General features: G+C 42.3%; 21 protein-coding genes and 1 pseudogene. 8 read left to right on the forward strand and 14 right to left on the reverse strand.

Going from position 1 to position 26858, the window contains the following annotated elements:
- Window positions 1-16: 16 nt before the first annotated feature.
- Together SNE_RS06990 and SNE_RS06995 are read right to left on the reverse strand one after the other, a co-directional pair.
- Complete coding sequence (locus SNE_RS06990) at window positions 17-1306, reverse strand: MFS transporter (RefSeq protein ID WP_013943682.1); 1290 nt, start codon at window positions 1304-1306, stop codon at window positions 17-19.
- Window positions 1303-1935: a dienelactone hydrolase family protein gene (locus SNE_RS06995; RefSeq protein ID WP_013943683.1), complete on the reverse strand. Its 633-nt coding sequence runs from the start codon at window positions 1933-1935 to the stop codon at window positions 1303-1305. The genes SNE_RS06990 and SNE_RS06995 overlap by 4 nt, the downstream gene beginning before the upstream one ends.
- Window positions 1936-1976: 41 nt before the next feature.
- On the opposite strand from SNE_RS06995, the pseudogene mnmA reads away from it, so the two are divergent.
- Window positions 1977-3077, forward strand: a pseudogene (gene mnmA, locus SNE_RS07000) (tRNA 2-thiouridine(34) synthase MnmA); the annotation flags it as partial.
- A 156-nt stretch (window positions 3078-3233) separates the two neighbouring features.
- Here the strand turns inward: mnmA and SNE_RS07005 are convergent.
- The 7 genes from SNE_RS07005 to murJ form a co-directional block, all read right to left on the reverse strand.
- Window positions 3234-3527, reverse strand: a complete 294-nt coding sequence (locus tag SNE_RS07005) for a hypothetical protein (protein ID WP_013943686.1) — start codon at window positions 3525-3527, stop codon at window positions 3234-3236.
- 39 nt (window positions 3528-3566) lie between these two features.
- On the reverse strand, window positions 3567-5426 hold the full coding sequence (locus SNE_RS07010) for a S1 family peptidase (protein WP_013943687.1): 1860 nt from the start codon (window positions 5424-5426) through the stop codon (window positions 3567-3569).
- A gap of 241 nt (window positions 5427-5667) precedes the next feature.
- Complete coding sequence (locus SNE_RS07015) at window positions 5668-6321, reverse strand: tetratricopeptide repeat protein (protein ID WP_013943688.1); 654 nt, start codon at window positions 6319-6321, stop codon at window positions 5668-5670.
- A 42-nt stretch (window positions 6322-6363) separates the two neighbouring features.
- Window positions 6364-7125 carry a hypothetical protein gene (locus SNE_RS13300; protein WP_013943689.1) on the reverse strand — a complete coding sequence of 254 codons (762 nt, stop codon included), beginning with the start codon at window positions 7123-7125 and terminating at the stop codon, window positions 6364-6366.
- Window positions 7122-11408 carry a hypothetical protein gene (locus tag SNE_RS12315; RefSeq protein WP_053225345.1) on the reverse strand — a complete coding sequence of 1429 codons (4287 nt, stop codon included), beginning with the start codon at window positions 11406-11408 and terminating at the stop codon, window positions 7122-7124. Before SNE_RS12315 ends, SNE_RS13300 begins: the two co-directional genes overlap by 4 nt.
- Window positions 11409-11649: 241 nt before the next feature.
- Window positions 11650-12066, reverse strand: a complete 417-nt coding sequence (locus SNE_RS07030; protein ID WP_013943691.1) for a hypothetical protein — start codon at window positions 12064-12066, stop codon at window positions 11650-11652.
- Window positions 12067-12142: 76 nt separating this feature from the next.
- Window positions 12143-13714 carry a murein biosynthesis integral membrane protein MurJ gene (gene murJ / locus SNE_RS07035; RefSeq protein WP_013943692.1) on the reverse strand — a complete coding sequence of 524 codons (1572 nt, stop codon included), beginning with the start codon at window positions 13712-13714 and terminating at the stop codon, window positions 12143-12145.
- A gap of 71 nt (window positions 13715-13785) precedes the next feature.
- Between murJ and SNE_RS07040 the strand changes: the two genes are divergently transcribed.
- Window positions 13786-15549, forward strand: a complete 1764-nt coding sequence (locus SNE_RS07040) for a serine hydrolase (protein ID WP_013943693.1) — start codon at window positions 13786-13788, stop codon at window positions 15547-15549.
- A 201-nt stretch (window positions 15550-15750) separates the two neighbouring features.
- On the opposite strand, the gene SNE_RS07045 is transcribed toward SNE_RS07040, so the two are convergent.
- Complete coding sequence (locus tag SNE_RS07045) at window positions 15751-15945, reverse strand: hypothetical protein (protein ID WP_148258977.1); 195 nt, start codon at window positions 15943-15945, stop codon at window positions 15751-15753.
- 275 nt (window positions 15946-16220) lie between these two features.
- Here SNE_RS07045 and SNE_RS07050 point away from each other — a divergent pair, with 275 nt between their 5' ends.
- A complete protein-coding gene (locus SNE_RS07050; protein WP_013943695.1) occupies window positions 16221-17552 on the forward strand; it encodes a Fic family protein in 1332 nt (443 codons plus the stop codon).
- Here SNE_RS07050 and SNE_RS07055 read toward each other — a convergent pair.
- Complete coding sequence (locus tag SNE_RS07055) at window positions 17530-18684, reverse strand: cation:proton antiporter domain-containing protein (RefSeq protein WP_013943696.1); 1155 nt, start codon at window positions 18682-18684, stop codon at window positions 17530-17532. The two genes, SNE_RS07050 and SNE_RS07055, sit on opposite strands and share 23 nt — an antisense overlap.
- A 1-nt stretch (window position 18685) precedes the next feature.
- Complete coding sequence (locus tag SNE_RS07060) at window positions 18686-19420, reverse strand: MIP/aquaporin family protein (RefSeq protein ID WP_013943697.1); 735 nt, start codon at window positions 19418-19420, stop codon at window positions 18686-18688.
- A gap of 85 nt (window positions 19421-19505) precedes the next feature.
- Between SNE_RS07060 and glpK the strand changes: the two genes are divergently transcribed.
- From glpK to SNE_RS13190, 5 genes are all read left to right on the forward strand, one after another.
- Entirely contained in the window at window positions 19506-20990 is a 1485-nt protein-coding gene (gene glpK / locus SNE_RS07065) for a glycerol kinase GlpK (protein WP_013943698.1), read from the forward strand.
- On the forward strand, window positions 20987-21754 hold the full coding sequence (gene budA / locus SNE_RS07070) for an acetolactate decarboxylase (RefSeq protein WP_013943699.1): 768 nt from the start codon (window positions 20987-20989) through the stop codon (window positions 21752-21754). Before glpK ends, budA begins: the two co-directional genes overlap by 4 nt.
- Window positions 21755-23308, forward strand: a complete 1554-nt coding sequence (locus SNE_RS07075; RefSeq protein ID WP_013943700.1) for a glycerol-3-phosphate dehydrogenase/oxidase — start codon at window positions 21755-21757, stop codon at window positions 23306-23308.
- 47 nt (window positions 23309-23355) lie between these two features.
- Complete coding sequence (locus tag SNE_RS07080; RefSeq protein ID WP_013943701.1) at window positions 23356-24150, forward strand: hypothetical protein; 795 nt, start codon at window positions 23356-23358, stop codon at window positions 24148-24150.
- A gap of 269 nt (window positions 24151-24419) precedes the next feature.
- The gene (locus SNE_RS13190) at window positions 24420-24575 is read left to right on the forward strand and encodes a hypothetical protein (RefSeq protein ID WP_158307221.1); all 156 of its coding nucleotides are present in this window, start codon (window positions 24420-24422) and stop codon (window positions 24573-24575) included.
- Here SNE_RS13190 and SNE_RS07085 read toward each other — a convergent pair whose 3' ends face one another.
- Window positions 24576-25070 carry a hypothetical protein gene (locus SNE_RS07085; RefSeq protein ID WP_013943703.1) on the reverse strand — a complete coding sequence of 165 codons (495 nt, stop codon included), beginning with the start codon at window positions 25068-25070 and terminating at the stop codon, window positions 24576-24578.
- A complete protein-coding gene (locus SNE_RS07090) occupies window positions 25067-26791 on the reverse strand; it encodes a GIY-YIG nuclease family protein (protein ID WP_013943704.1) in 1725 nt (574 codons plus the stop codon). Before SNE_RS07090 ends, SNE_RS07085 begins: the two co-directional genes overlap by 4 nt.
- Window positions 26792-26858: the final 67 nt, after the last annotated feature.

Genomic DNA, 26858 nt, shown 5'->3' on the forward strand with positions numbered 1-26858 from the left:
TAAAGGATAACCGCGTTTAGTGCACGTAGTCTGAATAGTCGTTATATTGAGCGCGGCAGTAGGTCTCACGAATAAAAAACAAACTCACAATGGCGCCTATTGCAAAGCAAATAGGAACAACTATAAGGCCTATATGGTAGTTTTCGATTGAATAGATCGGAATACCCCTTTCCGTCTGACCATTCCAGAAAATGTCTAAGATATACCCAACAAATGGTTGAAATAGGGCACCACCAATGACAACGGCCATGTTGTTAAGACCAATTGCTGTGGCGATGCGTGAATGACGGTTGTTGTCTTTGACAAGGGCAAAGGTCAAAATCTGACCAGCTGCTGCCATTCCAATAAAAAATAAAAAAATGCAAGAGAGCCAAAAAGGAATGCCAGGAATATAAATAGCCACAATCGATCCAATAAGCCCAATGAATGATGTCGTCGTGAGCAAGATGCAACGTCGCCCTAACTTGTCTGAAAACCAACCTAGAAATGGGCTCATGGCCGCTAAACCTATCCAGATCATCGCAACAGCAAATGCAGCTTTAGTATTGGAAATATTGTATTTGAGCATGATGTAAGGTACACCCCAAAGAGCTGCAAAAACGGCAATCGGCCCCCAACTTGAAAATGCATAAAGAGCCGTCCACCAAGTTTGACCAGAATGAAAAATCTCTTTGAGCTCTTTCCACACATGATGATGAGGTTGAGGAGGGGGATGCAAGTGTGAAGAAGGATAGTCCCGTATTATCATCGCGCAAACAAGGGCAATGACAAGTCCAAAAAACCCTGATAAAACCATCACAGTTCGCCAACCATACTCATTGACCAAAACAGCAAGAGGCAACTCTCCTCCAAGTGCGCCAATGGCTGCTAAAAATTGAGCAACCCCCACCAAAAAGGCAAAAACATAAGGAGGAAACCATCGAGTCGCAACTACAAGTACACCCACAAAGGCAAATGAAGAACCGATCCCCATAAAAAAACGGCCAAGACCTGCCAAATAGAGATCCCGTGTAAGACCAAAAAATAGAGAACCTGCAGCACAAACAAACGCCGCTAAACTGATAAGAAGCCGAGGACCATATCGGTCGTAAAGCACTCCCACAGGAATCTGCATCAAGGTGTAGCTGTAAAAATAAAAAGAAGCCAAGATTCCAAGTCCTCTCGCATCGATTTTATAAGCCGCCATGAGTTGATGGGTCATGACACTGGGAGAGACTTGCAATGCCATTTCGTAAATGAGGAATAGGGTTGCTAAGCAATAGATAAAAAATCCCAGCACCTTTCTAAAGTCTTGTTGCTCACTCATAGAAATCTCTTAAACCACTCTCTTGATAATTGAGCCACCTCTTCTAATTTCCCTTCTTCCTCGAAGAGATGCGTGGCTCCTTCAACAATCACTAACTCTTTTTCCCCACCAATTTTTTCAAAGACCTCGCGATTCATCTCGATCACTGGCCCATCTTCCCCACCGACAATTAAGAGGGTCGGAGCTTGCACTTCTGGTAAAAACCCAAGCGCCAAATCCGGGCGTCCTCCCCTTGAGACAACCGCTTTGATACTCTTCTTTCTTAGCACTGCGACAGCCAAAGCTGCAGCAGCACCTGTACTTGCCCCAAACAGACCGAGGGAATGGCCCATTTCGTTTTCGACCCAATCGACGACCAAAGCTGTCCTCTCCGCCAACATGGGAATATTAAACCTCAGCTCAGCTGTGACGTCATCGATCCCTTCCTCTTTTGGAGTGAGAAGGTCGAAAAGAAGGGTGGCCATTCCCCCTTTCCTAAGCTCGCTCGCCACGAAGCGATTCCGAGGGCTATGCCTCGAGCTCCCGCTCCCGTGGACAAAAATAACCAGTCCTTTCCCCTCTTGCATTCCGGCAAAGGTACCTGAAATTTTCCCTTCACCTACGGGGATAGAGACTTCTTTTTCACTCATAAATTTTTTTATAACGTTCTCCTGCCTTTTTTCTTAAGAAAAAAACCTGTATCATTTCAACTATGAAAATCGCAGTTGCTCTTTCAGGAGGGGTAGACTCCTCAGTTTCAGCCTATCTGCTCAAACAAGCAGGCCACGATGTCTTTGGGCTTTTCATGAAAAATTGGGAAGAAAAAGACGCTTCCGGACATTGCCTTGCAGAAAAAGATTACGAAGACGTCATTAAAGTCTGCGAAACGCTCGACATTCCCTATTATGGTATTAACTTTGCCGAAGAATACTGGAATCAAGTTTTCACCCACTTCTTAGATGAAATCAAGCAAGGCTACACACCTAATCCGGACATTCTCTGCAACCGTGAAATCAAGTTTAATGTCCTTTATAAAAAGGCCCTTGCCCTCGGCGCCGATGCTTTAACCACTGGCCATTACTGCCAAACATCCGATGGCCAACTTTTGAAAGGAAAAGATAGTGGAAAAGACCAAAGCTACTTTCTCTATACCATCAAATCAGATATCCTAAGAAACGTGCAGTTTCCCATTGGGCATATGCTCAAACCTGACGTGCGCAAGCTCGCGCATGATGCTAATATTCCCGTTTTCGATAAAAAAGACAGTACAGGCATCTGCTTCATTGGAAAACGGAACTTTAAAGAGTTTTTAGAAAATTACATTCCAAAAAGTCCCGGCCATTTTGAAACCCTCGACGGAAAAGTCATTGGAACGCATGAAGGAGCTGTTTACTATACCATTGGTCAAAGAAAAGGGATGGGCATTGGAGGCCCAGGCGATGCCTGGTTCGTCGTAGGAAAAGATATCGAGCGCAATGTCGTCTTAGTCGCCCAAGGAAGTGAGCACCCAGCTCTCTTCTCATATGAGCTGTTTGCTACAGACATTTCGTGGGTCCACAGTCCCCCCACAGAGTTCCCCTTCACCTGCAAAGCAAAGATCCGCTACCGACAACAAGAAGAACCCTGCGTGATAGAATCGGTCGAAAACGGCAAAATGCATGTGACCTTTCCACAGCCCATGCGGGCCATTACGCCCCGCCAATCGGTTGTCTTTTACGATGGTGACACCTGCCTTGGCGGCGCTCTCATTGAAAAAGCAGGACCTTCTCTCTACAGTTTGCATTTGCAATAAGGTCAAATCTAATCACCTTTGAAAGGTGAAACTCTCATTGCAATTTTTTCAGAAATTTTTGGATCACATATTGCTGAATAAAGATAAATTTCGAGGAACGATTTTCAGATTTTTTTAATTCTGTAAAAATAGATAACGCTTCATCAGTAAAAAAGATCACACATCAAATTCCTTTGAGTCTAATTTAGTCAGCCGTTTTTCTTTTGCGTCTTTCATTCCTCTATGAATACTTTCATAAGTCTTTGAATCTTTTAGAAGCCAAAGCTCTCTTTCTGGGATTACAGCTGTTTTTTTGAGCAAAAAACCTTCATCATCAACTACTTCCACAGTAAAAGTAGAGGATGCATATTTTTTACCTAAATTTAAACGACCCTGAGAACCTGTTTGGAGAGTCTTAGTCATAGTTCCTCCTATTATCCTAAACACCATTTCATCAAAGTAGCAAATCATTTGATATCAACAACTGCTTAAATAGCTTAATATAAGCATTTAAGATGCCTCAGAAATTTCAATAGCACCTGAAGGAATTGACATGTTGATCCTATACGTCCCTATATGATTCCTTTCAGATACCTTCCTAACATTGTCTCTCGTTATATTTGGAATTCTATCGGTATAAACAGTTACCATTTTTTGGGATGTCACAGCTCCTACAGACTGAGCCAAGTGTTTTACTGGCTGAGTCATAAAATGAATCTCATCTAAATCACTCCCTGAATGCACGATCCCATTCTTTTTAATATCTTTTGCAGCTTCATTAGAGACAAAACGATAAAGAATAGGTGGAATTCCGTTATTCTGAAAAGTCCCCTCTCGTTTAGCTGCAGCCCTCGCTGTTTTCGCTTCTTGCTTTTGCTTTTTCTTGATTTTCTCAACACGATTTTTTCTTCCGATTTCAAGCTCTGTCGACTTTTCTTCGTGCAAACTTAAGGGCTTTCCATGAAATTCTTGGAATAAATGACCTGTTATCAATCCAGTTGATAAACTCTGGATCAATGACAGACTCACAGTATTTATGGAATCTGTTGGCCTTTCGGTTTCGAAAGGCAATTGAATGCTTTCAGGATTCATTTCTAAAAGATCAGTCGTGGATTTTCTTAAACGCTCTAATATATATTCTTCATATTGCTGATACGCTTCTCTTAGTCCCAAATGGCCTGGGACAATCCTTGTAACATCAATCTCTCCCTCTTCAGAAATAACCCCATTGCTGTTTAAGTCGTCCCACATATGATGAAAACACTCTGGATCATCTTGTCTTAGATAATCTAACGCCCCAATAAACAAATTGTCCCTTGTAATTTTTGTAAACTGTGCCTCTTGTTTCATCCATTCCCATGTTTCGTTTTGTAAACCCATATCATGTTCATATCGGATTTGCGCATCTGATTGGTCTATATACATTTTATCTAATGCTTTGGAAAACCCTTCAATCGGATCGAAAGTTTCTGAAGCAACTGCTCCAACAATGAAGAACTTTCCATTTCGCTTTACCGCAATAGGTCCACCAGACATTCCAGGAACCGCTGCCCCATCGATACCAATTTCCCCCTTTATGCCTACATAGGATATGTGTCCCATATGAAGGCGAGCTCCGGTTTCTTTGAAAGGATAACCGCCAAAATAGACTTTTTCTCCTATTTCAAGCTGAATATTTGCAGGGGCGATTGAAATGCTCTCTTCATCTGTTGAACATACGTCATTTAGAATGAATAGTAAAATATCAGATCCGTTTTCATATGCATCTAAATCATCTAAAGGGATTTCTTTTTTCCCAATACAAGCAGTTGCACCAGCACCTACCACATGTTTGACAGTCATAAGGACATAGCCTAATTCATCATGCCTAGCAAGGACTCCAGATCCCTTTTGATTTTCACCTGTTATGAGAACTAAAGCACTATGAAGAGCTTTACAAAATGCGCGTTCACCAGCAGCTGCCTTTGCTCGATCACTCAAATTTCCTGAAAAGACCTTATCTGTTGGAGGAAAAATGACTTTAGAACCAAGCCTTTTAGCACACTCTACAGATAAGAAGTGGCCTTGCTTACCCGCATGCTCATAGTAGCGCAACGCATCTTGGATTTTTTCTTGTTCTTCAAAAAGTTGGCCAATTTCAAAATAAAGACACATCAAATATGGTTTAATTAGGGTTTGATCTTCAAGTTCAGATTTCCTATACCTTTCCTGGACAGTCTGAATAATCTCTTGGTATTTTATAATTGCTGCAGCAATGTCATTAATTCGTTCATCCTGAGCAACATTTCTTTGCTGAATATATTGCTTTCTTCTGGGACTTAAATTACCAATTTCAATATCACTAACGTTAAATGGGTTAATACCAGACACTTTACTACCTTCTTGACATAAGATTGTGAAAGCTCATAATTTTATTTTGCAGACACTATTTTTTTAAAGCGCAATTAGTGTGCACTGAGAACAAAACTCCTCTACACTCCCGACATATGCAAAGCAAAAATAGGTCTGAGACGGCAAATATGTAGGTCTTTACAGCACACCAATCAATGGTAGTACTGCCTTTTGATTGAAAAGAGTGAAATCGAAAATACAATGATTATCTAAATGAGGTTCACAAGTCTTCAAAAGTCGGTAAGCCATTTTCTTTCAAAAAATTATACGCACCAACTTGTGCTGCGAAGATTTCTCGATCATCCATTTTTCTAGAAAAATCCCAAATGAGTTGCATCACTGTATCAAAAAGATCGTTTTCCGCCTCAGTATCGCTCAGAAGAGCAAGACAGATAAAACACCAGCTGCACGCAAAATGGGGATTTTGATCTTTGTATAAAGTAAGGACTCTGTAAGCTCCTAAAGGATTCCCAGCCCTGGCACAATTGATATAGATATTGACTGCTTTTTCAGTGTCTTGCGGAACAACGATCCCCTTGAGGTAAAAATCTCCTAATCCCCACTCACACCCTGGAAAGCCTTTGGCCGCAACTTGTTGATAGCATTCAAAAGACTTTTTATAGTCTTGTTCCACTCCAATCCCATAAAAATACATCGCACCGAGTTGATTGAGAGCCCAAGTTGCTCCCTGCTCTGCGCTTACCATAATACATTTGGTCATGTCAGAAAAGTCGTCTTTTTCAAAATCAGTATTGGGTTCTCCCATTTCAGCACTTAACTGATTTAACTCTTCTGAAAATGGGGGCTCAGAAGTTAAAGCGCTAGATGAGAAAAATAGTAGAGTGATCAAAAAAGTATTTTTTAGCGTTTTCATTTTCGTTTCCTTTTGTGTACTTTCAAATTTCGTAGCAAGGCTCTAAAGAGTTTCGCCTGTGATTTCTTGATAAACAAGCTTGGCCTCCTCCCGAATCTCTTCCCACCTTGGATCGGTAATAATCTCCTGGTCACTTTTGCCCTTCTCAATAGCTGCTTGAAACACTTCAACACGATGACACAGGCTTTTAAGCATGTCATACTGCTTTTTAGACATTTCAATGCGGCCAATCTCTTTGTGCCTTAACGCCTCTTTCCCATCATGGATAAGGGTGGCAGTCGTCTCTTCAAAGCTATCATGTTCCATCGGCTCTTCTTTCTGAATCCAAAACCGCTCTTGGTACTGCTGACTCGAGATCGCCCATATGGCTCGCATGAGCTGAAGAAAGTCTGTGACCTTTTCGCACGACTCTTCTTTAAGCTTTGGATTTTCTAGAATCTGTTCCATTTCTCTCACCAAAAAGGGAGGATAAATTTTCCTCCGCTCTTCTGGTGACATAATCCCTAGTTTCTTATTGAAGTCATATTCGAGCTTCGCTATCCACTCATCATAACTTTTCTGCTCTTCTGGAGTTCTTTGAAACCTTGCTAAACGATCTTTGGCCTGTTGCAAAACCTCCATTGCTTCTTCATAGGGGAATTCCCAGTAATCTTTTTCTGGATGGCTATAGAACTGTATTACAAATTCATTGGGTACTTCTGCAGAAATTTCTACCCATTGATTTTGTTTATAATCAATTTCGGCAACCAAGTTTTCTCTATCAGGAAGATCTAAAATATCTATATTAAAATCACTTTCACTCATTGCTTGGGCTCTAAAAATCCTACAAATTCACCATCTGTTTTGAACCGAACTCCTCTTCCTTTCTCATCGCCTATCTTAATATCAAAAACATTTCCATACCTTTTCTTTGCAGTGTCCTGTATTACAACCTTATCAGGATGGTTCAGGATTTCATCTAGCACTTTTTGTCCCTGCAAGCTCACTTCTTCAGGCGTACCTTTAGGCTTTGGAAACACCGAGTCTAAACGATCTGTTTTCTTTTGCAAAGCTCTTCCTGCTTTGGAGAGATTCCCTTTATCAGCTAATGTTCCAGCTTCACTCAAATCTGCAAAGGAGATAACCTTTGTTTTTCCGTTTTCACAAAAAACCAGATGGTTAGGGTTGTCGCTTTTAACATTAATGACTCGATTGGACTTGATTTGCTGACCTGTTGAACTAAAGCCACTTCTGTAAGCAGGCTGTTGCACTTCTTCTAAAAAGGCTCTTTCTTCGGCTAAGCTTCTTGCGGCTCTTTGAGAAAGTGGCTCAAATTCTTCTGTTATGACTTGGTTGGTCATTCCTGCTGTTCGGCTGGCGCTTATTCCTCCTGTGGTTCCCATTCCTCCCAACATGTAAAAGCCTATTGTATCCACTCCAATATCTGAGACGGTTTGTAGCATTTCAAAGCTGGGCTGTGTTCTGTCGTAAGGAACAGCTCTTTCTGCTAGGTCTTCGAACTTTTCTGTCGTTGTGGGTTCAAATGTTGGCTTCCCTCTTGTATCTAGATTGGGTGAAACAGATCCCCAATTTCTTATACTATCTACAATGCCTCCCAAAAATCTCGCGACTGATGTTGAGAGAGCTGCTAGTATGGCGTGTTGGGCTTTTATCTCTTCTTTGGGATCGAGAGAGATAATGCGATCGGGGTTGGCTCCCGATCTTAGCCAGGCGGGGATGTTGGACTCGGCAAGTTCTCCATCTTGGTATTTTTCTAAGATGGGGATTTCTCCTGGCTTTTTGGGTTTTTCTTCTGGTGCCATTGGGATCATTTCTGAAGAGGGGTGCGAAGAAGGGCTTGAGTGCATCATGACATGTTGAGGATCGGCAGTTGTCATTCTATTGCTGGAAGATGCGACATAGGGAAGGCTATCGACTTGTTGAAGGGGCTTGCTTTGTTCCATGCGGGCAAGCTCTTCTCTTTCTAACACGAGGCGGTGTCTGTTTTCTTCATGGGTTGTGCTGGATACTGGCTGTGAATAGAGGGGCATGGTTTTGCTGATTGAGATTGTTCCTACTACTCCATGATCGTCTAACCACTCAGCTGCTTGGTCTGCTTTTTGAAAGGGCCATCTCCATGCATGGTACCAGAATCCATGCTCTTTTTCTGATCCTTTGTTTCGAGTGTTGATGTCCATAAGCTTTTCTTGCAGGGGCTCATGATCGCTTTTTCCTACCATTTCAAGGGGAAGTGGGATATCGGATTTTTGTTTGAGACTTTCTATATAGGCGTTGGTTATTTCTCTATTTTGTCTGTTGATGCCGTTAATTGTTGTGGTTGCTTTTCCCAAGGCGTCTTCGAGTGCTCGTGGGTGATCATCTAGAGGCTTTTTAAAGATCCTTTCCCCATTTTGGTAGAGTCTAACTTTATTTTCAGAGAGGTCTAAGCTAAATTCATGAGTGACTAGATTGGGGATGGGAGGTAAATCTTCAATAGATCCTCCCGCTTCTAAATAAGCTGCTTGCGCTGTAAAAATAACGGTTGCTAAATGATGCGCTTGTGCCATGTGATCAGCAATGAGCTTTGTCCACTCATTGGCTTTGTTTCTGCTATCAAATTCTCCTAAATTGATCTGGGGTCCTAGTCCGTTCACTGGGCTTGCGTAGGCTATGAAGGTGTCTTTACTTCCACTTGAGTCTTTTGCTTTGTGAACATGGTAGATATATTCAGGTGTTTCAGGAGGTGGAATATGAGGAGGCAGCTCAGCTTTTAGTGAAGTGGTATAGGCAGCGACGGTTTCTCGGATGTATTTGTTATGACCGTTGATGTGATCGTTTATGTACCTGAGGGCATGTTTGGCGGCTTTATCCCCTTTTTCTTGAAAGGGTGGAGTAGGTCTACTATCAACATAGACTTCGATGTTTCCTGTTTTAGGGTCGTAAGTTACACGATAAGATTGTTCTTGTTGGGTTTGAGCTGGTGGAATTTCTGAGGGGGATTTTCCTAAATAAAGGGCTTGCTGTTGAGATTCATAGGATTGATTGTTTCCCTGATGAACGAGCCGTTGCTGTCTTTGCATCTGTTGCACATAGTCTTCTGCATATTTGCGGTTGGGAAATGTGCTCTTTACTCCATTTAGTGTGACTGTTACATAATCTGCTTCTTTTGATGGCCTACCAAGCCAACTATTGTAGGGGTGATGTTCCTCTATCACAAAATTTAGCGGAGCTTCTTTTGGCTGGTCCATCAGGTGCTCGGTGCTTTCTTGAGCTGGGCAGGATTCGCATTCTTCTTGAAATTCTTGCTCTTCTATTTCAGGTTCGGCATCAGAACTTTCTACTTGTTGCATTTGTAGGGCTTGACGACGAGTGATAATTGTGTCTGTTAGGGCTGCATTCACTGATAAATCTGACTTAAATGCTGTCGCAACGCGAGAGACCCATTTTGCACTTTCTTGATATCCTGCAGCGCTCACTTCTTGGGCTTTTCCTTGAAGGAAGTCGTTTATTTTAGAGGTGATTAAAAACAGTCCTGCTGAAACAAAATGGCGCTCATCGTTTGTAATTGCCGTATGAATCAATCCTCCAAGGGTATTTTGAAGCTCTTGGGAGGGCTTTCTTGCTGAATAGCCAAAGACTGTAGAAATTCCGCATCTGATCAGTGTTGATTTGATAAAGTCTTTGCCCATCTCAAGGAGAGAAGAATTGCCTGCTGTTATGTGCAGTTGCAAAAGAGATCGACTCGTAAGAGCTATAATGTGGAGGAATTGCCTTTCTTGCGTGGGATCAAGTGCTCGATGAGTGAGTGAGATAAAAGAGCTGACCATTTGATCGGTTAGGTATTTTGGATTGGGGCGAATTAGTGTGGTTGTTGAGGCAAGGATCAAATGCAAGAGCTCTTGAATGATGGCTTCTAGGATGGATTCGTTTACTTCAGAGAAGCGAGAAGCCGGCGTGATATTTGATACGCCCCTGCTTATCGTGGATGCTCTAGCATTGCTTTTTCGTTGCTGCTGCTCTTTAAGAGACTGAGCATGATTTTTTAAGAGCTTCTTATGCTGTTTGAAATACTCTAAAACAATCAGGCCCCCTACGATAGAAGTAAGTCGCTCTTCTAATGTAGGGTTGGGTTGATTGCTCCAATTTAAGAAGTTTGGAATCCCCTGTTCACGATTGATCCAGCCTCGATCATTGATACATAACTCTTCTTTTTTCAAAGCTTTTAAGAGAATCTCATGCGCTTTACTTATTAGCTCATGTAACTCGCTCCTTACAATTTCTTCTGCTGTTATAGAGGAACGTGATGAAGGTAAAATCGTGATCCCTCTCAGTTCATAATTCGCCATTGTGGTTGAAATGCAACTAAAATAATCCAATGCATCAAAGCATTTACTGCAGGATCTAGCAATCTCTTTCTGATCAATCTTTGCAAAAATTGTTTTTAAATGGTCGCTGGACTCACGACCTGTTTGAAAAAATGAAGAGCTTTTCATTTTGTTAACAGCGCTCTCGAAAAGATCGGAAATAATCTTACGCAGTTGGGTTAGACGGGACGCAGTTAAAGGAAGAGACTCTAGTTGAAGTCGCACAATTTTAAATGTCCTCCGACCTAAAGACGGACGGGCAAATGGATAATGCTCTGCTATAGCGCTAAGATCTGTTGTCACTTGATCGAGATCAGAGGGTTGGTAAAGAGCCCTTGATGTTCGAAGGCAGCTATCATTTTCTAAATCGTTTTTGTGTTTCTCAAACGCTGAGAGTTGTCGATCGATGGAAGCTATGGAAATTTCTTGTCCTAAAGGATGAGGTCTTTCTTCAAGCTGAACTGCAGGAGAATTGGATGATGTGAAATAAGAACATGCACTTGCTGGCACTGTCCAAAAGACATAAATAAAAAGGTTTAAGATCCGATTTGCAAGACTTCCAAAAAATGAAAAGTGATTTGTTTCGATGAGAGTGGCTTGTTTTAAGCGCTCTGCTTCCTTGTCTTTTTCTATGTTAGAACTTGTTTTGGGAAGTGAAGCTCCAGTACTATCTTGAAAATGACCTTGCTCAAAATGGGCTGTGTGGTTAATTCCTCCATCTTGGCATCTTCTTATCGATGACATAAGAGTTTCCTCTTTCTCATTAGTATGGCCATACATGCTAAGACAAGGCTATTTTCTTTGTCCATACGTAGAAACCACTGGGGAGTAAACCAAAAGTATGGGGGTAAAAGATTTTTATTGGTGATTGACTGATAAATTATTAAGGATGCTCTAGGGATAGCTGATGAAATAGGAGCTTTTTTCTTTACTCCCTGAAAAAATAAAAGAGCATCTTAGGACATCTCTATTTAAAATGTCAAAATTAGCTGATGATCTTCTTATTCTTTAAAAGCTCCGTAGTTGCACAGCCTGTCGCAAAGTTAAGCACGGTCATAAGTGCCACATTTCCAAATGAGCGGTAATTCCCCGTCATAAGGAAAAGTGTGAAGTTTGCAAAAAAGGAAAGAGCAAACGCTGCAGCAAGTAGAGTCGTTTTGCTTTTTGGATCAATATTTCCATTGTTGAACGTTTGATGGACCCATGTAGCCATTTTGTGATCCGCACCTACATGGTGAGTGTCATAGGTGGTGTCAATGACCCCTGTTATGCAACCAGAAACAATGAAACCAAGGCGGCTTGCAGTATAATTCTGCAACCCGACAGATTGAATAGCTGTAGCAAGGACGTAACCAAGTCCCATATGGATGAGGGGCTTTTGAACGAAAGTTAATCCTGACATCAGTCGTCTCCTTTGATAAAATTTGCCGATTATTGTAGAGAAAAGATAAATATTGTAGAGAAAAAATGATTAAAAATCACCCTTTCGCTAAAAAGGCACGAAAGACTGTTAAGAGATCCTGGTTTTTTCGCAAGCGCGCATAGAAAAAGAGCCCTCCGACAAAGGCAAATGCAGGAAACAAAAATTGAAAAAGCTGTGTCAAAGTGTGCGATGAAAAAGAAAAGATTTGAATGTAGCCTAAATAGGTTCCGTAAGCCATGAGTGAAGCTAAAACTCCTCCGGCAAGAAGAGGAATAAAGTCGGACAGAGCGTAATGAGCATGCCACCCTTTGCCACCCAAAAGCTGACGCAGGATTAAATAATTGATCCAAGACCCCAAACTCGTTGCTAAAGCGGTGCTAACGGCTCCCCAATGGAGGCCAAACACAAAAAAGGTGTTTAAAAGAAGGTTCATCCCCACAGTTGCTGCTGAAGCAATTGTGGGTGTGCGAAAGTTCCCTTGGGCATAGAACACTGCCGAGTAGAGCATGATCAAAGCCGAAGGAATCAACCCCACGCTATAGGCCCAAAAACAAACGGTTGTTTGATTCACGGCGTGAAGGGAAAAGTTTCCCCGCCCATAGACAAGGTCGATGGCAAAATAACCCAAGCAAAAAATGGCAAGTGTCACGCAGAGCATCACGGTGAGAACCCGCCGCACACCAAAGGAAAAAATCCCTTTTGCTTCCTCGATTTCCCCTCCTTTAACTTTCCTTGATAAAAGTGGCACAAGGGTACTGACTGCAGCCATACCAAAAATGGCAAGGGCAAGCTGCTGAAATCGGATAGAATACCACAAGTAAACAGGACCTGAGGGGTCGGCGCACCGCGCAAAGATCGTATCAAAAAATGCATTGATTTGAACTGCGCCTACGCCCAGAGCTCCCAAACTAAAGGATGTCGCGAGTTTTTTCACTTCGGGGTGGATTTTCCATTCAAACCACTTTTTGAAGTTTCCTCCAATTTTCTTCCAAATGAGAGGAAGGGTGGCGGCCCATTGCAGGAAAATTCCAAGGACGACCCACTTTGCAAGGGGACCCATTGCTCTCTCTGGCACCCATCCTTTAAGATAGAGCGCTCCGAAGATCCAAGCGAAATTGGCTAAGGCTGGAGCCATGCTCGGAAGAAAAAACGCATTGTGGCACTGCAAGACAGCAATGTTCACTCCATACAAACAGATGAAAAGCAAGCATGGCATGAACAAAGCAGTTAACCACAGAATCTCCCGATTTCCAGGAGAAAAAGAAAAAAACTGGAGCGAAGCTCCAAGTCCTCCTTCAATGAGAAGCGTCAGCCCAACTAAGACTACCACCAAGAGAAAAGTCAGGCGCCGGAAAAACGCATAGGCTTGCTGCTCGTCCTGCGCGCGAAGTCCTTCAAAGTGGGGAATGAAGGCTGATTGAAGGGGGCCTTCCCCAAAAAATCGACGGAGCAAATTCGAAAAGCGGAATGCGATCATAAACGCAGCAACCGTTGGATGATCGCCAAATGAATACGCCATCACGAGATCACGGCCAAGCCCAGTCAAACGACTTAAGAAAATGCCAGAAAAAAAACGTTTGATTCCTGAAGAAAAATAACGTGTGAGTTGCTGTGTCATATCTTCCATTTTCACCCAGTTTCTGTTGTATCCGCAACAAAAATCTGATAGAATTGTATGGAATCACTCGGGAGGCATCCATGAAACGCATTCTTATAGTCACCCTTCTTTTTCTCTTTGGCTTTGTTTCTTTCTCTTATTCAAAGGAACCGAGTCTAAACCAAAAGCTGGAACGAATTGACTCTTTAGCACAGCAAGCTCGAGAAACATTCCACCTTCCTGGTTTGGCTGTGGGGATTGTTATGGATGGAGAGCTTGTCTACGCCAAGGGATACGGCTACCGCGATATTGATAAAAAGCTCCCTGTGACTGAAGAAACTGTGTTCATGATCGGTTCGATGACCAAAGCGTTTACAACATTTGCTCTAGCAACACTGGTTGAACAAGGAAAAATTTCTTGGAACGATAAGGTCATATCCTATCTCCCCGATTTTCGATTGAAAGATTCCTACTCAACGCAAGAAATGACTATTAGGGATCTTGTGACACACGTCTCTGGATTGCCAAGACATGACCTCGTTTGGTTTTTTGGAAAAAACACCACCGATGAACTCTATCAAAAACTGCAATATCTTGAACCTATTACGAGCTTTCGAGAAGGCTTTAGCTATCAAAACCTCATGTACATGGTCGCAGGGAAAGTGATTGAAAAAGTTACAGGGCAAGATTGGGAATCCTATGTTAAGGAAAAAATCTTAATCCCACTTGGCATGGGAAGCACTACTTTTTCGATCGAAGGATTAAATGGATCAAAGGATTTTGCTGCTCCTTACATTCTTGAGGAAGCAACATCTCGCCGCATCCCGTACCACGATATCAGGCATGTTGGTCCAGCCGGGACCATCAATTCGAATTTACTAGATTTAGCTGCATGGACAAAAATGCTGCTGAATTTTGGGCAGTTTGAGGAAAAACAACTTTTAGGCTCTTCCCACATCAAACATTTGATGAGCCCCCAAGTTGTGGCCTCACTAACAGTCCAAGGATTTCCTTTATCTAACGATGAATTTTTAGAAGCCTATGGTTTTGGCTGGATGATCCAATCCTTTTATGGTCGCTATCTCGTTTCTCATGGGGGTGCAATCGATGGATTTAATTCCAACTTAGCTCTACTCTCCCTTGATAAAATCGGTGTTTGCGTCCTTTCAAATCAACTAGGACCGAATGCACTGGGCCTTCTTACCAAATCGATTCTCGCAACACTTTTAGATGAAGACGTAGAGAAATGGTTGCCAAAAAGTGTGGATGTCGATCTTGTGAATCAAGAAGAGTTTCCAGCAAAAAAAGGAACGTCTCCTTCTCATGACCTTAAGCACTATGTTGGAGTTTACGAGCACCCAGCTTATGGAAAACTAGAAGTTTTCTATGATAATGGACTGCAGCTCAACTTTCATGAATTTACAGCGGCACTCAATCATCTTCATTACGATATTTTTCAAGGTGAAATTAAAACCCCTTTTGCTCCCTTTAAGCTCTCTTTATCTTTTGAAACAGACTGGTATGGAAATGTGAGGCAAGTTGTTCTTCCCATTCAATTTGAGGGAATTGAAGTTCCCTTTGTCAAGAAACCTCAAAGTAACTTATCAACCCCAGAATATCTCGAGATCTATGCTGGGGAATACACTCTGCAAAATACCACAATCAAGATCTTCGTTGAAGGAAAGACGCTAAAAGCCGAAGTTTCAGGTCAGCCCCTCTATGAACTTGTTCCTAAAGATATAAGTTCATTTAGCCTGAAAGGACACGACAATATTCACTTCGAATTTGTCATGAAAAACGGCACTGAAGTTGAAATATTAAACATTGTTCAACCTCAGGGAGTCTTCAAAGCTACTCCAAAATGATTAGAAAGAGTACTTGACATTGGCAAAGAATTCATTCGCTTCCAGTAATATTTGCCGAGTTCCCTCGTGAATCTCGAACAAATGAAGGACCACGAAATCTTGTTGTACTCAACCAAAGGTACCCGAGTTCAAACCCCCAACTGGGGAGAAGCCGGTACTTAACCCCAGCAAGAGCTGGGTACGTAAAACGGTATCTTTTGGTTAAGATTCAAGCGACTCTTCAAGTATTTGAGCAGTTTCTTGGTTGATCAACTCTCGAGTATCTGCAGCTTCTTGAAGAATCGGAGGGCTTCCATCATGACCAAGAAAGATGTTGTATCCTTTACACCCACTAAGAAAAGTCAATGTTAACAACAAAGCTACAAAAACAGACCGGTTTAGCATTTTAACCAACATGATGTTGGTTTGCATCTTACATTCTTTATGAAAAAAAATGAAAAACAATCTCTGATCTTGTGAAAATTTGGAGTTGAAAAGAGGGAGAATAGATTGGTACAATTTTTTTTAATCTGAACTCTGGGTTTATTTTGCTTAGTCTTAGGTAAGAGAGTTCTCTTAAATTCTAGGTATTTTTGGCTCGGTGAAGAACCAAAAAGGCTGAGAAGAAAGACAAAAATCCCTGAGAATGAGCGAAAGAAACCCAGAGTTCAGGTTTTTACACAAGGAATCTCATGAAAAAACCTCGCACACCACCCAAAGTTTCAGGAATTAAAAACGCCTCTAAGTTCCAAAAAGCAATAAGTGCTGCGCGCGATTTAGAAAACAAAAAAAAGTACCGACATTGGGATACGTTGCGCCACCTCTCCCCTCCGGAAGGCTTAACTCTTGAAGAGTGGTGGACAGGAATTAAAATACATCGGATGGGAGGACGCAAAGAGATTTGTTTGAAAGATGTGAAAGGGCGCTTTTTTAACTACACCATGACAGATTTTGTCACTGAACAACTGCATAAAATTGATCTGGGATCGGGAGGCTCTATTGGAATTCCAGAACCGATCATGAATCCTCAAACGCGAAATCAATACCTCGCCCGCTCTCTTATGCAAGAAGCAATCACTTCGAGCCAGTTGGAAGGAGCTGTCACCGTTCGGGCTGCAGCAAAAGCAATGCTCAGAACAGGTCGTCCTCCTAGAGATAAAAACGAGCAAATGGTGCTCAATAACTACCAAATGATGCAACGGATTCAAAAATGGAAAGATCAGCCGCTAACAGAAAGCTTGATTTTTGAAATGCATAGGCAAGTGACAGAAAAAACGCTCGAGAAAGAAGATGCTGCTGGAAGGTTGAGAAAAAAAGAAGAAAAGGTAGTCATCGAAGATGTTTCAACCCACGAGATCTTGCATGCTCCCCCACCAGCGAGCCAACTTCGGAAGCGGCTCGAAGCCATGTGCGACTTTGCCAATGGTAAAACTCCTGAGTATTTTGTTCATCCTGTCGTACGCGCCATCATTTTGCATTTTTGGCTAGCTTATGATCATCCTTTTGTCGATGGAAATGGAAGAACAGCTCGCGCTTTATTTTATTGGTCCATGCTCAGACAAGGTTATTGGCTCTTTGAGTTCATTTCGATTTCAGAGGTGATTTTACGCGCCCCATCGAAATATGCCGTCTCCTTCCTTCAAACAGAAACCGACGATAATGACCTTACTTACTTTATCATTTATCAATCGAAAGTGATTGAAAGGTCTTTGGCAGCTTTAAACCAGTACATTACACATAAAACGGAGCAGCTTGCAAAAGTCACACACCTTTTTCGCTCAGGAGAACTCTTCAACCATCGGCAAAGTGCTTTGCTCGCCTACGCATTGCGCTTTCCTAGACAGCCTTTTACCATCGATACACACAAAAACTACCACCACATTGCCTATGAAACGGCCCGCCATGATCTGCGACAACTCGAAAAGCGAGGATACCTTACCGAACGCCGCATAGGAAACAGCTTAATTTTTATTTCACCAGATAACCTTGCGGCAATTCTCACTAATGAGGAAATGAAACGGTAGGTAAAAACTCAGCTTTTCCCGTTTCTAAGATCGCATGGCTATACCAATAGGTAACGGAAAAAGAAAAGAGAGTGTGAAAGAGAAGGGAAATCAAAACGGCTCCATAAAGTGTTGCATACACTTGTAAATCATACGGAAGAGCCAGAAGAGCTAAAGCAGCTGGAACAAGGGCTCGCGGTCCAAAAAACGCGCAAAAGCAAACGGTTTTCCACTGAAACTTACTGCCCCAAAAGCTCACCATCACTCCCAGGAACCGAATCACAAAAAGCGAAAGGACCGCATAGAAAATCATTTTTCCTGTGAGAGAGTGGGCGAGTGATCCTAAAATCTGACAGCCAAAGGTGATTATAAAGAGGAAAAAGAGAAGTCTTCCTTGTCTGCGCCCAAAATCAAACAGGCCGTCGCAAAGTGAGCGTCCAGCATGTCCTATCGTCAAGGCAAGAGCAATGACCCCCACGTACCCATTCAATCGTAAGCATTCACAAAGATAAAATAGAGCAAACGGAGCCACAAACAAGCTGCTAATCACAAATGGTCGATGAGCCATATGACTTTTCAAGGCGATACGGGTCAGGTGAATGATAACATACCCAAGAGCCACTCCAAAGGGAATCGGAAGGAGAAGTGCAACAAAGCACTTTGCCTTGAAAACCATAAAAAGCAAAACTGTTAAAATAGGAGTGACAGAAGTTTCTAAATTGAGAACTTGGGCAATGCGAGATGGTACCCTCTTAGACTCGATTGGCATAGGAGTTGCCTTGAGGTCAATCGTTGCAAGGGCTAAAGCTAGTAAAATCGACGCCATCCAAGGCAAAGCTAAAAAATAATAGGCTAAAACAGCTCCCAAAAACACTTGAATGAAAAATCCTATGGTGAGTTGTCGAAAGGCTTCTCGATGGTAGTGGATGATTTTGGGAACGTGAATGCGTATCCCATCGATAAACAGAAACAACACTAAGGGGATTTGAGATAAGGCTTGAACCGCTTTAAGGGGGGGGATTTGATGAAAATATCCGAGTACGATTCCAAAAATGAGACAAATCAACGTAAGCAGCCCGAGGATATGATGGAGTTTTTTCGTCACCCATGAAACGAGAAGAAGAAAAAAAGCTGTGAGCGTGAGCCAAACCAACTTATGTCCCCAAAGGAATGAGTGGATTAATGATATAGAGATAAATCAATGTTCCAATCGCAGAGCCGATAAGCGGACCTATGATGGGAACCCAAGCGTAATCCCAATCAGAATCCCCTTTTCCTTGAACGGGAAGAAGGGCATGCATGATCCGAGGACCTAAGTCACGCGCGGGATTGATCGCAAATCCAGTAGGTCCCCCTAAGGATAAACCGATGCTAAAAACCAAAAAACCGACAGACAGTGGCCCCAAACCGCAGGAAAGTCCATTGTGAAAATTAAAGATTCCAAGAACTCCGATCAAGAGAACTGCTGTCGCAATGACTTCGGTGACAAAGTTCCATGAAATGCCCCGAATCGCTGGCTGGGTGCAAAAAATGAGGAGCTTGTGCGTCTTATTTTCAGATTTTTCAAAATGGGCATGATAAGTCCACCAAACAAGGAGGGCCCCGACCATTGCTCCTAAAAGCTGTCCGATAAAATAGTAAGGAGTTAAAGCCCAAGGTGTTTTTCCTGCAATAGCCAGACCAAAAGTCACAGCGGGATTGATATGACCTCCCGTGGCCCACCCAATTGTATAGACTGCTATGGTAACGGCAAACCCCCAGGCTGCCGTAATCACAATCCAACCAGATGCTTCTCCTTTTGATTTTTTGAGTAAAACGTTTGCAACAGACCCATTCCCTAAGAGGATGAGCAACAAGGTTCCAATGAATTCACCCCAGAATATTGTCATGATCGTCACTTGAGTTTTAAAAATAATATGTTGACATATAGCAGATTTCAATGAAAAGGTACAAGTGAGGAGACGAGTTAGAGAAATGCAGTATATTTTAGCCCTTGACCAAGGAACGACTAGTTCACGAGCAATCATTTTAACAAAAGAAGGACATATTGTTGGGATTGCGCAAAAAGAGCTGCAACAAATTTTCCCCAACCCAGGCTGGGTCGAACACAATGCATGTGAAATTTGGTCTTCGCAAGCATCTGTCATGACTGGTGCTCTAGCTATGGCACACCTAAAAATGCGAGACATCGCAGCTATCGGAATCACAAATCAAAGAGAAACTACGATTGTATGGGATAGAAAAACTTCCCACCCCATTCACAATGCAATCGTGTGGCAAGATAGACGGACTCGCACATTTTGCCAAAGTCTCAAACAAGAAGGATATGAACCTCTTTTCCAAAAAAAAACCGGTCTTTTGTTAGATCCTTACTTTTCTGGGACAAAGCTTCGATGGATTTTAGATAATGTTCCTAATGCGCGAGAAAAAGCTGAAAGAGGAGAACTTGCTTTTGGAACTGTAGATTCCTGGTTGTTATGGCAGCTCACAGATGGGCGCTATCACATCACAGACGCCACAAATGCTTCTCGAACGTTACTATACAACATTCATACCCATGAATGGGATAATGAGCTCTTAGAAATCTTAAAAATTCCCCGCTCTCTCTTGCCAGAAGTGAGAGATTCAAGCGAGGTATACGCTGAATGTTCTTCTACTGTTTGTTCCTCATCAACGCCAATTGCAGGAATAGCTGGAGACCAACAAGCTGCTCTCTTTGGTCATTCTTGCTTTAAAAAAGGAATGGGCAAAGCGACATATGGAACGGGCTGTTTTATCTTAATGAACACCGGCCCAAAGCCTGCTCCAGTAAAAAACCACCTTCTGACAACTATTGCATACAAAATCGGAAACAAAACACATTACGCCTTAGAAGGAAGCGTCTTCATAGGAGGAGCTGTTGTGCAATGGCTTAGAGATAATCTCGGTATTATTAAACATTCGAGAGATATAGAGACTTTAGCTAAACAAAGCATGAACTCGAATGGTGTGACTTTTGTTCCAGCCTTTACTGGACTTGGAGCTCCCTATTGGGACCCCAACACTAGAGGAACAATCTTTGGCCTGACTCGAGGGACTCAAAATTCACATATTGCCTATGCAGCGCTTGAAAGCATTGCATTTCAAGTTGCGGATGTTTTAGATCTCATGCACGAGTTAACCCCTATTACCCAACTTCGAGTTGACGGAGGGGCTGTTGAAAATAACTTACTCATGCAAATTCAAGCTGATTATTCAAATATTCCACTAGTTAGACCTAAGTGGAAAGAAATGACAGCTCTCGGAGCTTGTTTTTTGGCAGGACTCGCCGTTGGATTTTGGAAGGATCTAGATGAAATTCAGAAGCTCTGGAAAAAAGAGCATGAGTTCTTTCCATCGATCAATGACGTCAAACGAAAAGAAGCAAAAAACAAATGGGATAAAGCTGTACATTGGGCAAAAATGTGGGGCAATTCATGAAATATTTTTGGTTTTTTCTCTTCCCTCTTTTTTCTCTTTTCTCAAAAGAATCTCAGATCTTTCAAGTCTCTACATTTAGTGCTCTCATGGAAGGAGTCTATGACGGATCTATGACTTACGAAGAAGTGGCAAAACAAGGTGATTTTGGTCTTGGAACTTTTAACCAAATCAATGGAGAAATGGTGGCGCTTGATGGCGTCTTTTATCAAGACTCACCGAACGGAACACTTAGCAAGGTTCAGCCTTCAGAAACAACTCCTTTTGCTGTGGTCACATTTTTTAAGAGCAGCTTTTCTCAAAAACTTTTGAGCTCAAAAAATTTCGGACATCTCGGAAAACTTCTACTCCCTTCCATTGTACAAAAAAACACCCCTCATGCTCTCAAAATTGAAGGATCATTTCGTCATCTCCATTTGCGCAGCTTACCAAAGCAAGAACCGCCCTATTCCGACCTAGTACAAGCTGTTAAAAAACAAAACGAATACGATTTTTATGATATTGAAGGAACCCTTGTCGGATATTATTTTCCCGAATATCTCAATGGCGTCAATGTTGGCGGATTCCACTTTCACTTCATCAGTTCTGACCATACGAAAGGAGGTCATGTCCTCGAAGTTTCAACAAAATCGGGGACCTGTTATTTTCAACCGTGCGAAAATTTAAAAATCCACTTTCCAAATAGCTCTAGCTTTGCCGAAGCAAACTTAAGTGAAGATCTCGAAGAGATCCATGACGTAGAACAACCCGAGCTCAAGGGGTACTAAATGAAACGGGAAGACATGCTCAGAAACCTACGAGAAGATCAGTGGGATGTGATCATCATCGGTGGTGGAGCCACAGGCCTGGGAGCAGCAGTGGATGCCGCTTCTCGGGGTTTCCACACTCTTTTAGTCGAACAACACGACTTTGCCAAGGCCACTTCTTCGCGTAGCACCAAACTCATTCATGGAGGCCTCCGTTACTTGCAGCAAGGAAACATCGCACTTGTGCTCGAAGCATTGAGAGAAAGAGGGCGTCTTTGTCAAAACGCACCCCACCTCATTTATCACCGCGCCTTTTTCGTTCCGAGCTACAAATGGTGGGAAGGTCCTTTCTATGGGATTGGGCTGAAAATTTACGACATGCTTGCAGGAAAACTTGGACTTGAAGCCTCTAAACACCTATCCCGCGAAGAAACTTTAGGGGCACTTCCTAACCTTGAACCCGAAGGACTCCGCGGAGGAACTCTTTACTATGATGGGCAATTTGATGATTCTCGTCTTGCTTTCACCTTAGCTCAAACTGCCGCTGATCATGGCGCTACCGTTTTAAACTACATGAAAGTCACAAGCTTGATAAAAGATAAAAACCATCTCAAGGGTGTTGTCGTTGAAGATCAAGAAACAAAAGAAAAGAAAGAACTCTACGCTAAAGTGATCATCAATGCAACGGGGGTTTTTTCCGATGATATCCGGCACATGGACAAACCCGAGGTTCCATCTATTATCCAACCTAGCCAAGGCATTCATATCGTTTTAGAAAAACACTTTCTCGAAAGTGAAACCGCAATTTTGGTGCCTCATACAGACGATGGAAGAGTTCTCTTCATGGTTCCCTGGCATGACCGCATTCTCGTCGGTACAACCGACACACTTGTTAAAGAAAAGAGCTTGGAACCCAAACCTCTAGAAGATGAAATCGAATTTGTTCTCAAACACGCTGGAAAATACCTGGCAAAGAGGCCAAAACGCTCTGACATTCTCAGCGTCTTTGCAGGATTGCGCCCCCTTATCGCCCACCAAGGAAAAAAGACAGCCGCTCTCTCTCGGGATCACTCGATCATTGTTTCAGAGACAGGCCTTGTGACCGTCGCAGGGGGAAAATGGACCACCTATCGAAAAATGGCAGAAGATGTCATCGACAAAGCCATTGTGGTCGGTAGTTTAACCGAGTGTCCTTGCCGTACCAAAACACTTCAATTGCACGGATGGCTCGATCAAGTTGACCCTTCTGATCCTTGGAGCGCATACGGATCTGACAGAAAAAACATCGAAAAAGTACTCAATGAAGACCCTTCCTATAGAGAGCTCCTTAGCAATCGCCTCCCCTACATGAAAGGGGAAGTCATTTGGGCTGTGCGCGAAGAAATGGCGCGCACCGTCGAAGATGTTCTCGCGCGCCGCACAAGAAGCCTCCTTATCGATGCCCGAATCGCCATGGCCGTTGCCCCACTAGTTGCCAGTCTAATTGCCAAAGAGCGGGAAATGCCCAAATCATGGGAAGAAAGCCAAGTTAAAGAATTCAAAGAGCTTGCAAATATTTATCTTCCCCAAAGATAATCTTACTCAAGAAAACTCAAGTGATTGAATTTTCCTGAGTATGTCACATGTTTAAAGCACTATTACTTTCTATTCTCCTTTTCTGCTCCTTTGGATTTTCAAGTCAGCTCTCACCTGAAAACAAGCTTTCTCCTCCCCTTATCACCATTTTTGAAACCCTTGAAATTTCGACTGATGCTCCCCTTGAAACTCTAATAGCTCAGCTCAAAGAAAAGTGTCATCAAACAGGAGATCGATGGAACTTTACAAACCGGTTTGAAGATAAGCGCGACACACTTATTCCCCTTTTAGATGAGCTCGGTTTTTTTCAAGCTGTTCATGCTAAAAACAGCCATTACTCTTATGCAGTGGTCTTAGGAGCTCTCCGTTCTTCAGTTCAAAAGCGGATCGATTTCTTAGTCGAAGAATGGCAACGGGGAATTCGCTTTGATAAGGTAGTTTTCCTAACGGGGAAAAGAGAGTTACGTCCAATTGAAGAGTGCCCAGATTTGCAATCTGAAACCGAAATGATGATACGCGTTTGGAATCAAACAGAAATGCCCGAAGCTCTCAAAAACCTTACGCCAATTATCGTTGACTCAAGGCCGGCTCCCGGACGCGACCGCGCTACCACAGAAAGTACAGTCTATGCTTGGCTTAAGCTTTCCCCCAACCCAGGAAGCTGCCTAGTCTTTTCATCTCAACCCTATGTAAGCTACCAAGACGCCATCCTGCGAGCCCGTATGCCTAAGACGTTTCCCATAGAAACCGTCGGAGCTGAAGGGGGGAGCTCTCTTCCTACATCTGTTTTAATGGACAACCTCGCGAAATGGCTCGAATGGTCAACCCCTTCTCAGAATTGACTCAAGTTCAAGCTCCGCTTGAATCTGATCGGCCTTATCACGTAAAGCCCTTAGATACCCAGCCGCATTCCTATCACCTCGAGCAAGAAAGTACTGACCTTCTTCTTCTAGCATCTTCTCGACTGCTGGAAGGCACCTCTTGATAAAGTAATCTGAATTCGATTTTGAACTCTCTAAAAACTAATGATATAAGTTATAAAATTTTTGAATAAAAAATGCTCCTTCATTACTCTATCTTTACAAAAAAATAAGCCAGCAAAGGAGGCTAAATGATGACTGATTTAGCTAAACTGTTTTGTAGTATCCATGACTTCTGGATTAAATTCGAGCCCGAATGGAATGCTTACTCAATTTCGCAACAAAAGCTCTCAGTCATGAATCTTATTCCTTCGAGAGAAGGGCACAGTTTCTTTTGTAGTAGTTAACTAACAAAGTTCAATGCCTAAGCTTTTCCCAGTTTCAATATTTTTAATAAGAGAGCTAATACTACATAGTTTTTGTAAAGGATACTTTTTTTGTTCTTCTGGTGACAAAAAGCCTACCTTCCATTCTTTCTCGCCATCCCATAGCCACCAAATTTTTTCTTCTTTAGGTTTTCTAGGTGATGAATTAGTTCCTTTAAAAATTGGAAATTCTTGAGCAAACTCAGGTATTGGAAAGTTACCAATAAAATTAACTTCTCCATCCTTAATACCACTTCTCAAAAAACAAAACGTTTGAAATCGATGTGGTTTTTTCGCTATTTCAGAAAGCTTTTCATCTGATGGCCTTTTTTCATAAAACCCTTCAAGAACTCGAATTAAACTTCCCCATTTAGGAGGCTTTGTATACTCATGAGTGTATTGGAAGTAGGCTAAGCCCCTTGAAGTTTGGACTTCATAAACATCTCCTAAAGAATATTTTACTAATTTGCTATTCATTCTTCATACCCAACTTCTTCAAGAATTTTAGCCCCTCTTTTTAAAGATTCAGCATAAGCAGGATTAGATTCTGCTATGCTATTGATTTTATTGATCAAAGTGCCTCCATTTTTCTCAAGCTCATGTAATTCAATAAGCGTCTGTTCAACTGCGCGAGCGTCTGATCGAGATAAGTTTTCTAATCCTTGTATTTTGAAAATTTCTATATCCTTATTTCTTAAGTGTTCACCAAAACGTCTTTCAAAATCATTTGTAATGCCTACATAACTAACTTCACCGGTTGATTCATTAAAAGCCTTATACACCGTCATTGACTGTTCAACAGACTGGGGCACCACAGGGTTAAGTGTTGAACCAACAATCGTAGCTCCTGCTGCTGCCGCTGCAATAGGACCTGCACCCTTTCCCTTGGCTACAGCTCTTACGCCGGTTGCCAACGCTCCCCCTGGAGGAATCAGTCCAGCAGAAGCCAGTTCTTGATCTGTTTCTTTTAAAACATCTAAGCCTAGCTTCTCTTTGAGATACGCAGCTTCTTCCTTCCCCTGCTGGGTATACAGATAACCTATATCGGTCCCTAATCCTCTGTCTATAGCTTCATGAATGTGAAAGTAAGTCTCTTGAAGAGTTTCTTGATAATTTTCATCTACAAATTGACCAACCAGTCCTCCAACCACACCCACTGATTTTGTCATTTCAGATAGGTCATCAATAATTTCGTGAGCAAACTCTGACACAAGATTTTTCGCATATTCTTTAATGCTGGCGTGACTATCTTCAAAAGGTTCGTTGAGGGCTAGAACCTCTTCTTTTACACGTTCGACTTCCTCAACTAACCCTTCATAATCCATCCCTAATTCAGGAAGATCAGCATCAAAATTTAGCTCGGAATACTGAGGTTCTTCAAAAGGAAACGTCGAAATTGAGCCGCTTGGATTCAATGAATGTGAGGGAGGGTATTGTGGTGAATCATCACGAAAACCCACATCTCCAGGCTTATTAATGTTAGATGGAGGTACACATTCTCGCGGGTTATCTTGAAAACACACTTCTCCAGCTTTGTTGATATATGGTGGTGGTACGCCATCAACCGAATCACCTCCACCTGCTAACCCGGCGATAATAGCTCCTACGACAACAGCACCTACAGCTATTACAGGCTCTTTGTGCTTGTCTACCCAGTGGGTAAAGTGGTGCCACTTCCTCGCAACCCAGCCCTTTTTCTTTTTCTTGCATAAAAGGAATTCTGGCTTTTCGTAGCAAATAGCTGGGATAAACTCCCAATGAAAGTCATGATTTGACGATAATTGGTACTCTTCTTCGTCATCTACATCTGCGTACATTAGATCGATTAATTCTTCGATTTCTCGCTCGTATCTCTCAGCTAAATCTGGCCGACTCTTAGGAACGCTAAACCTTATGTTAAAGATTGCAAAGTCGATCACTCGCTCTGCTTCCTCATCGCAAAGACTTTCGAGGAAATCAATATCTGTCAGAAGATCAATAAAGCCAAAAACATGGTCAACATAGCCATCAAGATGGGTCAGGATATTTCGCGGACTAAAATAGCCCCAAGGGTTGATTAATCCATTTTCGTCTCGAGGGATGAATAGCTTCTGTCCTGTTTGAAGATGGTAGTTTTTGGATTCAAAGGTGTAGGAAGGAATGGGACTTAATAGAAACGCGGGCAAGCAGAAAAGCAAGAGGAAACGAAAAATTCTCACTTTGAACCTCTAGTCCTGAACGACGAGATTTCATAATTTAGCAAGAAGCTTGCGCAAAGGAAAGATT

The sequence above is a fragment of the Simkania negevensis Z genome (genome assembly GCF_000237205.1).
Classification (GTDB): domain Bacteria; phylum Chlamydiota; class Chlamydiia; order Chlamydiales; family Simkaniaceae; genus Simkania; species Simkania negevensis.

Coding starts and splice junctions, on each gene's coding strand:
- murJ (WP_013943692.1), bottom strand. CDS start 13,714: ATGGAAGATATGACACAGCAACTCACACGTTATTTTTCTTCAGGAATC.
- SNE_RS07050 (WP_013943695.1), top strand. CDS start 16,221: ATGAAAAAACCTCGCACACCACCCAAAGTTTCAGGAATTAAAAACGCC.
- SNE_RS07075 (WP_013943700.1), top strand. CDS start 21,755: ATGAAACGGGAAGACATGCTCAGAAACCTACGAGAAGATCAGTGGGAT.
- SNE_RS07030 (WP_013943691.1), bottom strand. CDS start 12,066: ATGTCAGGATTAACTTTCGTTCAAAAGCCCCTCATCCATATGGGACTT.
- SNE_RS12315 (WP_053225345.1), bottom strand. CDS start 11,408: ATGTCATCGATAAGAAGATGCCAAGATGGAGGAATTAACCACACAGCC.
- SNE_RS07045 (WP_148258977.1), bottom strand. CDS start 15,945: ATGTTGGTTAAAATGCTAAACCGGTCTGTTTTTGTAGCTTTGTTGTTA.
- SNE_RS13300 (WP_013943689.1), bottom strand. CDS start 7,125: ATGAGTGAAAGTGATTTTAATATAGATATTTTAGATCTTCCTGATAGA.
- glpK (WP_013943698.1), top strand. CDS start 19,506: ATGCAGTATATTTTAGCCCTTGACCAAGGAACGACTAGTTCACGAGCA.
- SNE_RS07080 (WP_013943701.1), top strand. CDS start 23,356: ATGTTTAAAGCACTATTACTTTCTATTCTCCTTTTCTGCTCCTTTGGA.
- budA (WP_013943699.1), top strand. CDS start 20,987: ATGAAATATTTTTGGTTTTTTCTCTTCCCTCTTTTTTCTCTTTTCTCA.
- SNE_RS07015 (WP_013943688.1), bottom strand. CDS start 6,321: ATGAAAACGCTAAAAAATACTTTTTTGATCACTCTACTATTTTTCTCA.
- SNE_RS06995 (WP_013943683.1), bottom strand. CDS start 1,935: ATGAGTGAAAAAGAAGTCTCTATCCCCGTAGGTGAAGGGAAAATTTCA.
- SNE_RS06990 (WP_013943682.1), bottom strand. CDS start 1,306: ATGAGTGAGCAACAAGACTTTAGAAAGGTGCTGGGATTTTTTATCTAT.
- SNE_RS07060 (WP_013943697.1), bottom strand. CDS start 19,420: ATGACAATATTCTGGGGTGAATTCATTGGAACCTTGTTGCTCATCCTC.
- SNE_RS07085 (WP_013943703.1), bottom strand. CDS start 25,070: ATGAATAGCAAATTAGTAAAATATTCTTTAGGAGATGTTTATGAAGTC.
- SNE_RS07005 (WP_013943686.1), bottom strand. CDS start 3,527: ATGATTTGCTACTTTGATGAAATGGTGTTTAGGATAATAGGAGGAACT.
- SNE_RS13190 (WP_158307221.1), top strand. CDS start 24,420: ATGATGACTGATTTAGCTAAACTGTTTTGTAGTATCCATGACTTCTGG.
- SNE_RS07040 (WP_013943693.1), top strand. CDS start 13,786: ATGAAACGCATTCTTATAGTCACCCTTCTTTTTCTCTTTGGCTTTGTT.